Annotated in this window: 16 protein-coding genes; 7 read left to right on the forward strand and 9 right to left on the reverse strand. The window is 62.4% G+C overall.

Features of this window, described 5'->3' with window-relative positions:
- Window positions 1-42: 42 nt before the first annotated feature.
- The 4 genes from hpnI to SB753_RS11290 form a co-directional block, all read right to left on the reverse strand.
- Window positions 43-1,209 (reverse strand): bacteriohopanetetrol glucosamine biosynthesis glycosyltransferase HpnI, encoded by a 1,167-nt coding sequence (gene hpnI / locus SB753_RS11275; RefSeq protein ID WP_410800215.1) that lies wholly within the window; start codon window positions 1,207-1,209, stop codon window positions 43-45.
- Entirely contained in the window at window positions 1,206-2,627 is a 1,422-nt protein-coding gene (gene hpnJ, locus SB753_RS11280) for a hopanoid biosynthesis associated radical SAM protein HpnJ (protein ID WP_392393311.1), read from the reverse strand. Before hpnJ ends, hpnI begins: the two co-directional genes overlap by 4 nt.
- A gap of 227 nt (window positions 2,628-2,854) precedes the next feature.
- Entirely contained in the window at window positions 2,855-3,235 is a 381-nt protein-coding gene (locus tag SB753_RS11285; protein ID WP_020066174.1) for a hypothetical protein, read from the reverse strand.
- Between the two features lie 104 nt (window positions 3,236-3,339).
- Complete coding sequence (locus SB753_RS11290; protein WP_006052818.1) at window positions 3,340-3,543, reverse strand: cold-shock protein; 204 nt, start codon at window positions 3,541-3,543, stop codon at window positions 3,340-3,342.
- Window positions 3,544-3,867: 324 nt separating this feature from the next.
- On the opposite strand from SB753_RS11290, the gene SB753_RS11295 reads away from it, so the two are divergent.
- Entirely contained in the window at window positions 3,868-5,313 is a 1,446-nt protein-coding gene (locus tag SB753_RS11295; RefSeq protein ID WP_408128056.1) for an NAD-dependent succinate-semialdehyde dehydrogenase, read from the forward strand.
- Window positions 5,314-5,541: 228 nt separating this feature from the next.
- On the opposite strand, the gene kdgT is transcribed toward SB753_RS11295, so the two are convergent.
- Window positions 5,542-6,558: a 2-keto-3-deoxygluconate transporter gene (gene kdgT / locus SB753_RS11300; RefSeq protein WP_020066177.1), complete on the reverse strand. Its 1,017-nt coding sequence runs from the start codon at window positions 6,556-6,558 to the stop codon at window positions 5,542-5,544.
- 311 nt (window positions 6,559-6,869) lie between these two features.
- On the opposite strand from kdgT, the gene kduI reads away from it, so the two are divergent.
- The 3 genes from kduI to kdgR all read left to right on the forward strand — a co-directional run bounded on the left by kduI (window position 6,870) and on the right by kdgR (window position 9,531).
- Window positions 6,870-7,706 (forward strand): 5-dehydro-4-deoxy-D-glucuronate isomerase, encoded by an 837-nt coding sequence (gene kduI / locus SB753_RS11305; protein ID WP_204520919.1) that lies wholly within the window; start codon window positions 6,870-6,872, stop codon window positions 7,704-7,706.
- Window positions 7,707-7,769: 63 nt separating this feature from the next.
- Window positions 7,770-8,570, forward strand: coding sequence for a 2-dehydro-3-deoxy-D-gluconate 5-dehydrogenase KduD (gene kduD, locus SB753_RS11310; protein ID WP_410800216.1), 801 nt, complete (start codon window positions 7,770-7,772; stop codon window positions 8,568-8,570).
- 85 nt (window positions 8,571-8,655) lie between these two features.
- The gene (gene kdgR, locus SB753_RS11315; protein WP_410800299.1) at window positions 8,656-9,531 is read left to right on the forward strand and encodes a DNA-binding transcriptional regulator KdgR; all 876 of its coding nucleotides are present in this window, start codon (window positions 8,656-8,658) and stop codon (window positions 9,529-9,531) included.
- A 266-nt stretch (window positions 9,532-9,797) separates the two neighbouring features.
- On the opposite strand, the gene SB753_RS11320 is transcribed toward kdgR, so the two are convergent.
- Window positions 9,798-10,352, reverse strand: coding sequence for a cytochrome b (locus SB753_RS11320; protein WP_408171584.1), 555 nt, complete (start codon window positions 10,350-10,352; stop codon window positions 9,798-9,800).
- 476 nt (window positions 10,353-10,828) lie between these two features.
- Between SB753_RS11320 and SB753_RS11325 the strand changes: the two genes are divergently transcribed.
- The 3 genes from SB753_RS11325 (at window position 10,829) to SB753_RS11335 (ending at window position 11,727) form a co-directional block, all read left to right on the forward strand.
- Window positions 10,829-10,951, forward strand: coding sequence for a hypothetical protein (locus tag SB753_RS11325; RefSeq protein WP_020066184.1), 123 nt, complete (start codon window positions 10,829-10,831; stop codon window positions 10,949-10,951).
- Between the two features lie 54 nt (window positions 10,952-11,005).
- A complete protein-coding gene (locus tag SB753_RS11330) occupies window positions 11,006-11,374 on the forward strand; it encodes a hypothetical protein (protein WP_020066185.1) in 369 nt (122 codons plus the stop codon).
- Between the two features lie 83 nt (window positions 11,375-11,457).
- A complete protein-coding gene (locus tag SB753_RS11335; protein WP_088174366.1) occupies window positions 11,458-11,727 on the forward strand; it encodes a hypothetical protein in 270 nt (89 codons plus the stop codon).
- A gap of 120 nt (window positions 11,728-11,847) precedes the next feature.
- Here SB753_RS11335 and SB753_RS11340 read toward each other — a convergent pair whose 3' ends face one another.
- The 3 genes from SB753_RS11340 to ilvA all read right to left on the reverse strand — a co-directional run bounded on the left by SB753_RS11340 (window position 11,848) and on the right by ilvA (window position 15,258).
- Window positions 11,848-12,099 (reverse strand): hypothetical protein, encoded by a 252-nt coding sequence (locus SB753_RS11340; protein ID WP_087754546.1) that lies wholly within the window; start codon window positions 12,097-12,099, stop codon window positions 11,848-11,850.
- A gap of 156 nt (window positions 12,100-12,255) precedes the next feature.
- The gene (locus SB753_RS11345) at window positions 12,256-13,434 is read right to left on the reverse strand and encodes a 4-hydroxybenzoate 3-monooxygenase (protein WP_410800217.1); all 1,179 of its coding nucleotides are present in this window, start codon (window positions 13,432-13,434) and stop codon (window positions 12,256-12,258) included.
- A 252-nt stretch (window positions 13,435-13,686) separates the two neighbouring features.
- Window positions 13,687-15,258, reverse strand: coding sequence for a threonine ammonia-lyase, biosynthetic (gene ilvA, locus SB753_RS11350; RefSeq protein ID WP_410800218.1), 1,572 nt, complete (start codon window positions 15,256-15,258; stop codon window positions 13,687-13,689).
- Window positions 15,259-15,385 lie beyond the last annotated feature (127 nt).

The raw sequence follows: 15,385 nt of genomic DNA on the forward strand, positions 1-15,385 counted from the left end.
AACCTCCTCTACTTCCGCCGTCTGTTCGCGGCTCATTGTGATTCAGCGCGACTCGTCCCGCGCGGGCGACAGCAGGCCGTCACCGTCCACCTCGAAGCTGAAGCCCCGCCAGATCACGCGCGAAGAGCCGAAGCTCGCCACGAAAATCGCAAACAACACGATATCCCATATCGGCAGCAGCCACAGCCCGCCATGCGCCTGCTGCAATGCGCGGTCGGTGCAAAGCTTCAATGCGAAGCGCGCAAACAGCGCGAGCGCCACGATCCCCCAACTCCATGAAGCGCCACCCGAGAACACCACCGCGAGCACTGCGAACGCGAGCGGATGCATCAACGCGGAGCCGAGATGGCCGAGCGGATCGACGCTGCGGATCGTCCGGCTCCAGCGCAACTCGTGCGAGACGAGTTGCGCCGCGCTCGCCTCCACGCAGGCATGCGAGATGGTGAACGGCGGAATCGCCACTTTTTCGCCAATTGCGCGTACCGCTTCGCCAATGGCGTGGTCTTCCGCGAGATGACGTGCAAACGGCAGCATGCCGCCGATGTTGTCGAGCGTGGCGCGCCGCATCGCAATCGTCTGTCCAAAGCAGGGTCGCGCAAGGCCGAGCGCGATGCCGGTGACGACTCCTGGCAAAAACTGGTAGTGCGTCGCGGCGGCCGACAGGCGCGGCCAGAAGCCGGGCTCGGGCTCGCCGCGATACGCGCACGTCACCAGTCCAACGCCGGGTTTCTCCAGTTCACCGACGATGTGACGCAGATAGTCGGGCCCGACGCCGACATCGCTATCGGCAAACACAAGCACGTCGTGCCGCGCGTGCGGCAGCATATTGACGATGTTGCTGATCTTGCGATTCGGGCCGTACAGGCCGCTGTCGGAAATGACCGTGATGTCGGCCTGTGGATACAGGCGTTGCAATTCGTGGACGGCCTGCAATGCCGGGTCCGCCGGGTCGTGCACGCCGAAAACGAACTGCACGGCGCCGCCGTAGTTCTGCTCGCAGAAACTCGACAGATTGCGCAGCAGCGCACCTTCGCTGCCGTGCAGCGGCTTCACGACCGTTATATCCGGGAAGCTGCCGGGTTCGGCCACCGCACGCGCAAAAAACCGCCCGATCAGCACGCTCGCCACGAGCGTGTAGCCGACGCCGGAAACCGCGCACGCGGCGCATGCATAAGCAATCGCGGCCGCGATCCAATGCGCGGCGTTCACGCCTCGTGTGCGCGCAGGAATCGGAAGAACTCGACGCCTTCGCGCAAGCGCCGTTTCATCATGTCCCAACTGGTCAGCATTTCGCGCACGATTTCCCAGATTTTCGACGGACGGAAATAGAAGCGCTTGTAGAAGTTTTCGAGCTGGTGATAAATCTCTTCGCGCGACAGATGCGGATAGCCGATAGCGGCGAGCTGAACGCCTTCTTTGCTGACGAGGTTGATCACCTTGTTCTGTTCGAGCCAGCCGTTTTCAACCGCCTGCTCATAAAGGCGAGTACCTGGATACGGCGCGGCAAGCGACACCTGGATGGTGTGCGGATTGATCTGCTTCGCGTATTCGATCGTCTTCTGGATGGTCTCCTGAGTCTCGCCGGGCAAACCCAGAATGAACGTGCCGTGAATCTTGATGCCGAGCTTGCGGCAGTCGTCGCTGAAGCGCCGCGCGATGTCGGTACGCAGACCCTTCTTGATGTTGAGCAGAATCTGATCGTCGCCGGATTCGTAGCCGACGAGCAGCAGCCGAAGGCCGTTTTCCTTCATGATCTTGAGCGTGGCGTACGGCACGTTCGCTTTCGCGTTACACGACCATGTCACGCCGAGCTTGCCGAGACCACGAGCAATCTCCTCGACGCGCGGCTTGAAGTCGGTGAAGGTGTCGTCGTCGAACATGATCTCTTTTACTTCGGGCATGTTGTCGCGAATCCACTTCACTTCTTCAAGCACGTTCTCGACCGAGCGCGTGCGATAGCGATGCCCGCCCACTGTCTGCGGCCACAGGCAGAACGTGCATTTCGAGCGGCAGCCGCGCCCCGTGTAGATCGACACGTACGGGTGCTTCAGATAGCCGATGAAGTAGTTGTCGATCGTCAGATCGCGTTTGTAGACGGGTGCGACGAACGGCAACTCGTCCATGTTCTCGAGGATCGGGCGCGCTGCATTGTGCTCGATCGAGCCGTCCCGCGCGCGATAGCTGAGGCCGAGAATCTCCGCGAATGGCTTGCCCGCGGCAATGTCCGCGCAGGTGAAGTCGAATTCCTCGCGGCAGACGAAGTCGATCGCCTCGCTCGCCGTGAGCGAGTTGTGCGGATCTACGGCGACCTTTGCGCCCACCATGCCGATCAGCAGCGACGGCTTACGCTTTTTCAGGTCTTCTGCGAAAAGCGCGTCGGTCGGGAAAGACGGCGTGCTGGTGTGAATGATCACCAGATCGTATTGCTGCGCAATGTGAAGCGTGGCGTCGACTGACAACCCATCGGCGGGTGCGTCGAGCACGCGACTGCCGGGAACCAGTGCCGCCGGTTGCGCAAGCCACGTCGGATACCAGAACGAGCGGACTTCACGCTTTGCCTGATAACGCGAACCGGCGCCACCATCGAAGCCGTCATATGACGGCGCCTGCAAGAACAGAGTTTTCATGGATGCTCCAGCAACCTTGAACAGGCGCTTTCTGTTTTCTGTCGAACAACTGTCGGAGGGGCGCTCGCCGCGGGCGAGCAGAGACATGTATTCGCGCAGATGCTACGGAGCAAAGCTGAAGGAAACCTTAAGCAGAATGACGCGAGCGGACGTTGTCGCGCTCGCATGAACAGGAGGTTTCGGCATGCTTACTAATGACCTGCGAACTACCGGAAACGAAAGCCGGGTCAACGCGCGAGGTGTCGTGCCCAATCGAGCCAGCCAAGATTGAGCGCGGCGTTCACGGCGACGCCGAGGGCCGACGCAATGGCCGCGATCATCGTCCAGAATGCGGAGCGCCGTGCGGCCGTTGCGGAGGTATGCGCGGCATTGGCGGCGTCGCGCGACGCGCTGGCCGCCACCTGCGCCACATGGGACGAGGACTCCATTTGCGCGAGCGACTTCAGGGCGAAGCCGCGCTCGTCATTGGCCCGCGCCTGTTCCTTTTCAAACAGATAGCGATGACAAAACGGTGTGAGCGGTGCCTCCGGATTTTGCGCAGCGAAGAACTTCGCATACGCTTCGCCGCCGTTGGCGTCGATTTCCTGATAAGCGGATTGTCTGTCCACACGAACCTCGCCTGCGCGCGGCGCCGATCGACGTGCCGGCCATGCGCCGGGCGCGCAGGCCGGCCGCCGCCGCTTCGCTATCGTCTCGCGTGCTGGGCTTGACTCTAGATGGGCTTGATATCCGCTGCCTGCTTGCCCTTGGGCCCCTGCTTCACTTCGAAGCTGACCTTCTGGTTTTCCTGCAACGACTTGAAGCCCTCCGAGCGAATCTCGGAGAAATGGGCAAACAGGTCTTCACCTCCGTCGTCGGGTGTGATGAAGCCGAAGCCCTTCGCGTCGTTGAACCACTTCACTGTACCGGTAGGCATGTCGATTCCTCATGTGCATCTGGTTGACTAAACTGGCAATTCTCGGGCGGGGACTGCCGCTCGACTGTACGCCTGTTTGCGCGGTGTCGCAGCGGCTGCGCTTGCTCCACGAACCTTCCCCCTTGTCAGGCAGCGAAGTTCCATGGTCCCCGAAACATGCTGAGCAAGAGGCGTGCCTCGCCCGTTCGAATGCGCCCGCCGCCGGTGCGTTTGGAAACAATCAGCTAAGATGTTCATTATCGGCAGTCCATTCTCGGCAGCGCGGGTTCGGCTCATTCTCCGAACGCCGCGCAGCCTGTCGTTTTCCCATTTACAGGAACCAGCATGGCAATTTCGAGCTATACCGATACCCGACTTCTGATCAACGGCGAATGGTGCGATGCCGCCAGCGGCAAGACGATCGACGTCGTGAACCCCGCCACCGGCCAGGTGATCGGCAAGGTGGCGCACGCAGGCATCGCCGACCTCGATCGCGCGCTGGAAGCGGCGCAACGCGGCTTCGAAGCATGGCGCAAGGTGCCTGCTCATGAGCGCGCCGCAGTGATGCGTAAGGCAGCCGCGCTCGTGCGCGAGCGCGCGTCGGACATTGGCCGTCTCATGACGCAGGAACAGGGCAAGCCGTTCGCCGAAGCGAAAATCGAAGTGCTCGCCGCGGCGGACATCATCGAGTGGTTCGCCGACGAAGGCCGCCGCCTTTATGGCCGCGTCGTGCCCTCGCGCAATCTCGCCGCGCAGCAACTCGTATTGAAGGAGCCGATCGGTCCGGTCGCCGCCTTTACGCCGTGGAACTTCCCGGTCAACCAGATCGTGCGCAAGCTGAGCGCGGCGCTCGCGAGCGGCTGTTCGTTCCTCGTGAAGGCGCCGGAGGAAACCCCTGCGTCGCCGGCTGGCCTGCTGCAGGCTTTCGTCGAAGCAGGCGTGCCGGCGGGCACGGTGGGTCTGGTGTTCGGCGATCCCGCCGAAATCTCGAGCTACCTGATTCCGCATCCGGTCATCCGCAAAGTCACGTTCACCGGCTCCACGCCGGTCGGCAAGCAACTGGCCTCGCTGGCCGGCGCGCACATGAAGCGCGCCACGATGGAACTGGGCGGTCACGCGCCGGTGATCGTCGCTGAAGACGCCGATGTGGCGCTTGCCGTCAAGGCAGCGGGCGGCGCGAAGTTCCGCAATGCGGGCCAGGTCTGCATCTCGCCCACCCGCTTTCTCGTGCACAACAGCATTCGCGAAGAGTTCGCCGCGGCGCTCGTCAAGCACGCCGAAAGCCTCAAGCTCGGCGACGGTCTCGCGGAAGGCACGACGCTCGGCCCGCTCGCCAATGCACGCCGTCTGACGGCCATGAGCAAGGTGCTCGACGACGCGCGCAAGACCGGTGCGAAGATCGAGACAGGTGGCGAGCGCGTCGGCTCCGAAGGCAACTTCTTCGCGCCGACCGTGCTGACCAACGTGTCGCTCGAAGCCGATGTGTTCAACAACGAGCCGTTTGGCCCGATCGCGGCCATCCGCGGTTTCGACAAACTCGAAGAAGCGATCGCGGAAGCCAACCGTCTGCCGTTCGGCCTCGCCGGTTACGCGTTCACGAAGTCGTTCAGCAACGTGCATTTGCTGTCGCAGCAGCTCGAAGTCGGCATGCTGTGGATCAACCAGCCCGCCACGCCCACGCCGGAAATGCCGTTTGGCGGCGTCAAGGATTCGGGCTACGGCTCCGAAGGTGGTCCGGAAGCAATGGAAGCGTATTTGGTCACGAAGTCCGTGACGGTGATGTCGTCCTAAGGCATCTGGTCGGGCAAGCTGCGCCCGAGCGTTGCTAGACGTACAGGGTCCGCGAGGTTACGCTCGCGGACTTTTTTATTTCCATTGCTGATCGATGCAGCGGCAGACGCATCGGCTCGACACTCGGCGGCCAATACACAGGCGAAATATCTGCTGCTGCGGCACGCAGTCGAAGCGATGTAAAGCGCGCGCATGCACCGCGCTTTACATCATGCCCGTCAGCGCCCCTCACACATGCATATCGCTCTCCTTCAGCGGCGGCGCAGCCGGCGCCAGCAACTCTTCGCGCAGCGTGTCGCGCGCGTGATGCCTGCGCACCCATAGCGCGGTCAGCATCGGCACCAGAATCGCGGTGACGAGGCATGCGGTCGCAACCATTGCGGTCGCGGCCGGCACGAGCGGCTTGAAACTCGGAATCATCTCGCCGATGATCGCCGGGTTCGCCACTGCCGCGCCCGCCGTCGACGACGCCGCGAGTCCCGCCGCGCCATTGCCGCCCGCGATCCAGCGGTCCGCGAGAATCAGCGGAATGCCCGTCACGACGATCACCGCGAGACCCAGCAACACGCCTGCCATGCCGCTCTTCGCAATCACGTTGAGGTCGATGCCGTTGCCGAGCGCAAAGCCGAAAAACGGAATCAGCGGATGCACGCAGCGGCCGAAGAACTCGCGCAGGTCGCTGTCGATATTGCCGAGCGCAAAGCCGATCAGAAACGGCAGCACCGCGCCGACGAAGAGCCGCGGCTCGAAGAAAGCGACACCCGTCGCGCCCAGAATGATCATGCTCACGAGCGGCCCCGACTCGACCGACATCAGCACGAACGCGCCCGCTTCCTCTTTCGTACCGTATTGCTGCATCACGGCCGCGTAGAGACCGCCGTTGGTCATATCCATCGACGTGGTGATGGCCAGCACGGAAAGCCCGGCAAAGAGCCCTCCTTTGATTCCGTCGATAGGAATGAAATGCGACGCCACGAGCGTCGCGATCCACGCGACCACCATCTTGGTGACGAGCAGCGTGCCCGACTTGCGCAGCACGGTGCCGGTGGCCCGCAAGTCGATCGTCGCACCCATGCAGAAGAACCACACCGCGAGAATCGGCACGGTGCCGGCGATCAATCCGTTGGTGAACGACCCGAAATATTTGCCCGCGCCCGGCGCGAATGTATGAACGCAGGCGCCAAGCAGCAGCGGTACCAGCATCAGCCCGCCAGGAATACGGTCGATGGCTTTCTTGAGCTTCATTGTCTCCTCCGTGGACTTCGCGTCCAGTTTTCGGGTGAATCAGGATAAGAACCGGTCTTGCGCCGACTGCTCCCTTTCGGCGCACTATAGCATCGCGAAAGGAACGTCGTTCCGATTATTTCGATGGCGAAGGTAATCGTTTACCCGCCTCTATGACAGTTAGTCCAGTAGACCAGCCAGCGAGTCACTGAAATTTGTGGACCACTGTTCCGAAATCGCGAATAACGCGCTACAGTCGATGCCACACACGTCGCCCGCGCAGCAATGCGCGAGGTCGAACCAATCATCGGAGACAGATCGTGGAAGCGAGCATGCAAGTGAGGCAGGCCATAAACAGCGAATACGCCAGGACGCTGGATACCGCCGGATTGCGCAAGGAGTTCCTCGTGGACCAGGTGTTCGAGCGCGACGCGCTGCGGCTCACGTATAGCCACATCGACCGGATCATCGTGGGCGGCGCATGGCCAGTCGCGCGAGCGGTCGAAGTGCCCGGTTCGCTCGGCAAGTCGATCGGCGTCAACTATCTGCTGGAGCGGCGCGAGCTCGGCGCGATCAACATTGGCGGCGATGGCTGGGTCGATGTGGACGGCACGCGCTACACCGTGCGCAATGAGGAAGCGATCTACGTCGGGCGCGGCGCGCAGTCGGTTGCATTCGGCAGCAGCGACGCGTCGCTGCCGGCCAGGTTCTACCTGAACTGCGCGCCCGCCCACGAATCGCACCCGACCCGCACAATCTCGCTTGGTGAGGCGTCGCCGCAAACGCTCGGCGACGCAGCCACGAGCAACCGCCGCACGATCTACAAGTTCATCGTGCCGGAGGTGCTGCCCACGTGCCAGCTTTCGATGGGCATGACCAAGCTCGAACCCGGCAGTTTGTGGAATACGATGCCCTGCCATACGCACGAGCGGCGCATGGAGGTGTACTTCTATTTCAATGTCGCCGACGACGCCGCCGTCTTTCACATGATGGGCGAACCGAATGAGACGCGGCACATCGTCGTTCATAACGAACAGGCTGTGATCTCGCCGAGCTGGTCGATTCACTCGGGCGTCGGCACGCAGGCTTACACGTTCATCTGGGGCATGGTCGGCGAGAATCAGGTATTCAGCGACATGGACCACATCGCTGTGCGCGATCTGCGTTGAGCATGTGCTTCGCGCGTACCGGCCACGGCGGCGATCGAAACCTTCGCATATGCAACACACGACATGGGCTCTGACATTGTGACTATCCCGGCAATCAACCGCTCTGCGGCAAATCCGTTCGACCTCGGCGGCAAGGTGGCCATCGTCACCGGAAGCAACACCGGCCTCGGCGCCGGCATGGCGCTCGCGCTTGCCCAGGCGGGCTGCGATATCGTCGGCGTATCGCGGGCCGATGCGGGCGACACGCCGGCGCGTGTCGAAGCGACCGGCCGAAGATTCGCGGACGTGCGCGCCGATCTGTCGTCCACCGCGCCGGTCGAGGACATCGTGCGTGCTGCCATTGAAGCGTTCGGACGCATCGACGTCCTCGTCAACAACGCGGGCATAATTCGCCGCCAGGACGCGCTCGATTTCACCGAGGACGATTGGGACGCGGTTATAGACCTCAACCTGAAAAGCCTCTTCTTTCTCGCCCAGGCCGCCGCCCGGCAGTTCGTCAAACAACAAAGCGGCGGCAAGATCATCAACATCGCGTCGATGCTGTCGTTCCAGGGCGGCATACGCGTCGCGTCCTACACGGCGTCCAAAAGCGGCGTGCTCGGTCTTACGCGTCTTCTCGCAAACGAATGGGCCGCAAAGCGCATCAACGTGAACGCAATCGCGCCGGGCTACATGGCGACGGCGAACACGGCAGCGTTGCGCGAAGACGCGCAGCGCAACGATGAAATCCTGAGCCGCATCCCGGCCGGACGCTGGGGCGCGCCGGACGATCTCGCCGGACCGGTGGTGTTCCTCGCATCGTCCGCGTCGGACTACGTGCACGGGCATACACTGGCAGTAGACGGCGGATGGCTCGCGCGCTGACTCCGCAAAAAGCGCGCGAGACGGTATGCTCCTGGCGTTCGTCAACACGCAGTACAGAAAAGAGTTCGATCAGGGAATCACGGAAATGGCAGCAACCGGCAAACAGCGCAAGGGCGACCCCGCAGCCCTCGCGCACGACGTAGAGAGCGTCGAGTGCGGCAACGACAAAGGCGAATCGGCTTCGTCCATTGGCCGCGTGTTCGCACTTCTCGCCGCGATCGGCGACAGCGGACAGATCGGCATCAGCGAGTTGTCGCAACGTCTCGGCATGTCGAAGACCACCGTGCACCGCGTGGTTCAGACGCTGAAGGCACTCGGCTACGTCACGCAGGAAGTCGAGACCGAGCGCTATCGCCTGACCATCCGGCTATTCGAGCTGGGCGCGAAGGCGCTCGAAAGCGTGGATCTGGTGCGCGAAGCCGATGTGGAAATGCGCCGCATCGGCGCGGTGACTCGCGAGGCGGTGCACCTGGGCGCATTCGACGAAGACGCGATCATCTACATCCACAAGATCGACGCCGACTACGGACTGCGCATGCAGTCGCGCATCGGCAGGCGCAATCCGTTGCATAGCACGGCAATCGGCAAAGTGCTGCTCGCATGGATGGACCCCGCCGACGCGCGTGACGTGCTTTCTCACGTCGAATTCCGTAAGTCGACACAGAAGACGTTGTCGTCGGCCGAGGCCGTGCTGAGCATTCTGCCGCGCGTTCGCGAGCAAGGCTACGGCGAGGACAACGAAGAACAGGAGGAAGGCTTGCAATGTCTCGCGGTGCCTGTCTTCGACCGTTTCGGCCGAGTGATCGCGGGACTGTCCGTTTCGTTTCCGACGATGCGCTGCGGCGCCGATACCAAGTCGCACTACGTCGCGCTGCTGAAGCAATCGGGCCAGGCGATTTCGGCGCGGCTCGGCTATCGTGAGGAGGCCGCGCCCGAGCACGCGGCCGTGCAGCCCGGCTAAGCGGATGCGGATGCGAGTGCAGCGCGCGGCTGCACTCGCAGATGAAATCGAGCACGTTGCGCAACGACGCGGGCTCGAACTTGCATGCTGCGGGAAGTCTGCTGATGGCTGTTCGGCGGGAACCTGTTGCTCATGTGCTTATCAAGCACGAGGCGGCAATCGCCACGCGCGGTCGCGGTCGCGTTGCGCAAAATGGTCGGCATGTCGGCACACCGCGCCACATCAATAACGTTAAGGCTGCGCCGATACGCAGGCGCATGTGTCGCTCAAGGCAGCATTCGCTGCAAAACCAGATCCTTGAGAACGAAGCGATGATAAAGCGCGCCGGCGACATGCAAACCGATCAGGGCCAGCAACGCCCACGCAAGATAACCGTGTATGTCGCCCATTTCATGACCGACGCTCGAGCCCACAGGCGAAATCGACGGATAAGGCAGCAGACCGGCGAGCTTTACCGACCAGCCACGCGACGACGCATTCGCCCATCCCAGCACGGGCACGATGACGAGCGCAAGGTACAGCAGACCATGCGTGACATGCGAAACGGTGCGAAGCAATGGCGACACAGGTGCGGGCCCAGGCCGATGCGTGAGTCGCCAGACGATTCTCAGAACCACGGCCGCGACCAGGGTCGCACCCACTCCCAGGTGCCACGCGATTAGTCCATCGGGCCGGGTGCCCTTGTGAATATCAGGCATGGTCCAGCCGATTATGAATTGCGCCGTAATTAGCACGACCACGAGCCAGTGAAGGAACTTGGCGACGCCATCATAGCCGGTCGCATAAAGGTGCGAACGGGTATCGACAGATTGCATGCGCATGAGAGGGGCCGTTTTGAAAGCGTCGTGGGGAGCCGCGTTTCGCGGCCGCATGGGAGCCAGTATGCTACGGCGCGAATCTTAAGAAAAGCTGATGTCGCGCCGCGCGCCATTTCCGCTCAGGCGTGAACGACGCCAAGGCTCGACACGAAACGCCAGTCTGCAACCGAATGTATCCGCGGGGCATACGCGCGGTTCCACGTCATGATGGCCGCTTGCCGGTGTCGGCGGCAGCGAAGCTTCAACGCGCCGCAACTGGTTGAATCCGCAATCACCCGGCGTTTTCGCAACACGCTCAACGGCTTGCCTGTCGCGCGCACCACATCGCAGTTCATTTCAACGCTCTTGCTCGCCCTCGCCTGCCCACGTGCCGTGCATTGCTTTCGCGCAATGTTATCGACACGTCCTGTTACACACGAACACAACGGTAATTCCGCCTCTCAGTAGAGTTCGGATCAACAGGAAAAGGAGCAACTCTCATGAAACGAATTTTCGCGCTGGCCATTCTGGCGGTAACGCTCGGCACTGCACTGAGCGGTTGCATCGTGGTCCCGGACGGCGGCGGTTATCACGACCATTACCGTTACCACGATCGTTACTGATCGCGGCACACACGGACCGTCCACGCTCAATCATAAAAACGCGGGAACCCCCACATGAATCGAACACAAAACCGTTTGCTGTCCATTGCAATCGTCGCGGGTCTTGGTATCGGCGCGTCTACCGCCGCGCTTGCTCACGTCGACGTCGGCGTGAACATCGGCGTGCCCGGTGTCGCGTATGCGCCCGAGCCGGTCTATGCGCCGCCTCCGCCGCCCGTCTACGCGCCGGCGCCACCGGTCGTGGTCGTGAGCCCGGGCTGGTATGGCGAGCGTTACTACGACGGCCACCGCTACTGGGAGCGACGCGAGTGGGAAGAACGTCATCGCGAACGTGAATGGCGTGACGCGCGCGGTCCGCACGGCGACTGGCGTGGGCACGGCCACGGCCATGGTGAGTGGCACGGCCACGGCGGCGATGATTGACGCTTGCTGCGCGGCGTTATGGTCGATAAACATCGCGCCGCGCGGCATCGTTTTGCGCGTCAGCACTTTGCAGGAGCGACAGCTTGCTACGCACTGATCTACGGCGAGTCACCGCGCAGGTAGACGGCATGCTCGTCTGCGCGGAATACAGCGAGCAGACCGGCCAATTGTGTTTGCGCCAGGACGGCACACTCGTTCGCGAATGGTTCCCACCGCACTCGTGGACCGCGATTGCGTCGGTGGCGGGCGCGCGGCATTGGGGCACGCGTCCCACCGACGACGACCTGCTCGCGTTGCTACGCAACGAGATGACCCTGTTGCGCACACCGCAAGGAAATGCGTCGCAGAAGTAAAAAAGCGCGCAACACTCGATGCGTTGCGCGCTTCCCGACCGGCGTCTCACCGGTCATGTTTCTACCACTTGCGTTGCGGGCCTTGTTTCAAAACCTTTTCCGCAACCGCTTTTCAGCCGCTTACCGCGCGTTGTACACCGGCGGCGAGTACGAACTGAACGTAACGTCACCGCCGCGGCCCGCTTGCCAGGTGCCGTGGCTGCCCGAACCATAGCCGCTGTTATCGGCTCGCGCGAAGCCCTGCTGACCTGCGGCCTCGGTTTGCACAGCCTGCGTGTCCTGCGTCGCAGCTTGCGCAGACGGCTGCGCGAACGTAGCGATCGGTGCGCCAAGCACCGCAGCAATTGCAACAGCCTGAATGAGTGATTTCATTTTGACCACCTCCGGTCATGTCTTCTGCGTATGCTGCAAACGGGATTTGCCTGCAGCGATGAAGGCAGTGTAGGCGCGCGGCGACACAGGATAAATCCGTTAATCCTGAATTCAGTGTTGCGGTTGCGCCGACAATCGGAAGCGGTCGAGTCGAGTTCAGTCCTGCGGCACGGCCACGCCGACGTAATTCTCTGCCATGACGGTAGCCGCCGAGCGAGAAGTCGTCACGTATTCGAGTTCCGCCACCTGAAGCTGGCGCTCGAACGCCGACGCGCCTTCAATACGGTGCATCATGCTCGTCATCCAGTACGAGAAATGCTCCGCACGCCAGATGCGCTTGAGCGCTGTTTCGCTATAGCCGTCGAGCAGGTCGGTGCGGTTCTCGACATAGAACGCGTCCAATGCTTTCGCGAGGAGACGCACATCGGCGACGGCAAGGTTCATCCCTTTCGCGCCGGTTGGCGGCACGATATGCGCGGCGTCGCCCGCGAGAAAGAGCCGGCCATGCTGCATCGTTGCCGACACGAAGCTGCGCATGCCGACAATGTTCTTCTGGAAGATCTTGCCGTCCACCACGTGCTGGCCGTCGTGCGAGTCCACCCGGGCGTGCAGTTCCGCCCAGATGCGATCGTCCGACCAGTTGTCGACGGAGTCCTTCGGGTCGCACTGAAAATACATACGCTGAACGTTGGCCGAGCGCGTGCTGATCAATGCGAAGCCGCGGTCGTGGCGCGCGTAAATGAGTTCGTCCGACGACGGCGGCCCTTCACACAGGATACCGAACCATCCAAACGGGTACACGCGTTCGAAGTCGCGTCGCAATGCCTGCGGAATTGCCGCGCGCGACACGCCCTGCGATCCGTCGCAACCGATCACGAAGTCGCATTGCAACTCGAACGCTTCGCCTTCGTGACGATAGCGGATCGACGGCTTGTCGGTATCGATGCCGTGCAGCGACGTGTCCGTTACGCCGAAGCGCAACGCCCCGCCCGCGGCGACGCGCGCCGCGACGAGATCCTTGATCACCTCGTGCTGAGCGTAGACGGTGATCGAATGACCGGTCAGTCCGGTGAGATCGATCCGCCGACGCTTGCCCTCGAACGCCAGTTCGAAGCCATGGTGCAGCGTGCCTTCCGCCTTCATGCGCTCGCCGACGCCGGCTTGGCTGAGAAGATCCATCGTGCCCTGCTCGAGCACGCCGGCACGAATCGTCGATTCGATTTGCTCTCGCGTGCGCGTCTCGAGCACGACCGATTCGATTCCGCGCAAGTGAAGAAGATGTGAAAGAAGCAGGCCCGCGGGCCCGGCGCCGATGATGCCAACCTGGGTGCGCATGATGTGTCTCCTGAGTGCAAGTTTGATTTGCGCCCAGTTTGACGATCGGCCCTGCTATCGCGCAACGCGATATGCGAGATACCCTCTATCCATTTTTGCGATAAGGCATTTGCGGTTCAACCGCTACTGAATAGCGCAAATACCGCGCGACGCCCTACTGACGCCGCTCGCGGCGCGGTCATTCGCCGTGCGGTCCGAGCCCGCACTGAACGGGCATTCAAGGTAAACCCCGAGCGCTTTCAGTCGCAGAGTTCAGGCAAGAAACAGCCGATACACCGGATTGTGCGTCTCTTCCCAATACGGATAACCGAGCGTGGCGAGGAAGCGCTCGAACTCCGCGTTGTCCGTCTGCGGCACCTGAATGCCGACGAGAATCGAGCTATAGTCCGCGCCCTGATTACGATAGTGGAAAAGGCTGATATTCCAGTCAGGCGCCATCGACGAAAGAAACTTCATCAGCGCGCCCGGCCGTTCGGGAAACTCGAAGCAAAACAGGCGTTCGTCGTGCGCGAGCGGCGAGCGGCCGCCGACCATGTAACGAATGTGCTGCTTCGAGAGTTCATCGAACGTCAGATCGACGGTGGCAAAGTTGTGCGCCTCAAACGCGTCTGCAATCTGCGCCGATTCGCTGCGGTTCCTGATCTGCACGCCCACGAAAATGTGCGCGGACTCCGCCTGCGCAATCCGGTAGTTGAATTCCGTGACGCTGCGCGTGCCCACCAGTTCGCAAAAGCGCCTGAAGCTGCCGCGCTCTTCGGGAATCGTCACCGCGAACACCGCCTCGCGCGCCTCGCCCACTTCCGCGCGCTCGGCCACGAAACGCATGCGGTCAAAGTTCATGTTCGCGCCCGACGTAATCGCGATCAGCGTCTGGTTCTCGATGCCTTCGCGCTCCGCATACTGTTTGGCGCCCGCCACAGCGAGCGAGCCCGCCGGTTCGAGCACGCTGCGGGTGTCCTGAAAGACGTCCTTGATCGCGGCGCACAGCGCGTCGGTGTTCACGAGCAGCACGTCGTCGAGATATTCGCTGCACAGGCGGAACGTTTCTTCGCCGACGAGCTTGACCGCGGTGCCGTCGGAGAACAGGCCGACCTCGTTTAGCGTGACGCGCTCGCCGGCTTTCAGCGATGCGGCCATCGCGCACGAGTCGTCGGTCTGCACGCCGATCACCTTGATCTCGGGACGCACCGATTTGACATACGCCGCGACACCCGCCGCGAGTCCGCCGCCGCCGATCGGCACGAAGATCGCGTGAATCGGGCCCTGATGCTGGCTCAGGATTTCCATGGCAACCGTGCCTTGCCCGGCGATCACATACGGATCGTCGAACGGATGCACGAAGGTCAGCCCGCGCTCTTCCTGCAGTTGCACCGCGTGGCCGTAGGCGTCGCTATACGACTCGCCGAACTGCACGACTTCGACGGTCGGGCCGCCATGCGCGCGCACCGCGTCGACCTTGACCTGCGGCGTGGTGACCGGCACCACGATGATCGCCTTCACGCCCATGCGCGCGGCAGAGAGCGCCACGCCCTGCGCATGATTGCCCGCTGACGCGGTAATCACGCCGCGCGTGAGCGCCTCGGCGGGAATGTGCGCCATCTTGTTGTACGCGCCGCGCACCTTGAACGAGAACACCGGCTGGTTGTCCTCGCGCTTCAGATAGACCCGATTGCGCAGCCGCGCCGACAGTTGCGGCGCGCGTTCGAGTTCGGTCTCGCGCGCCACGTCGTAGACGCGTGCGGTGAGGGTTTTCTTCAGATAGTCGTGTCGAAGCGCGACGCTGTCAGCCCTTTCGGCGACCTGTTCGAGATGGTGTGACGGCAAGGCAAGCTCCTGTGCGGCAAGCGCGTAGCATCGAAAAGCGACCAGGAGGCGGGAGCAGGCGGACATAAAAAAACCCGCCTCGTGGGGCGGGTTATGTGTGACTGCTATCAGACGCGCGCTAACCCAC

The organism is Paraburkholderia sp. SIMBA_053 (assembly GCF_046534895.1).
Classification (GTDB): Bacteria; Pseudomonadota; Gammaproteobacteria; order Burkholderiales; family Burkholderiaceae; genus Paraburkholderia; species Paraburkholderia caledonica.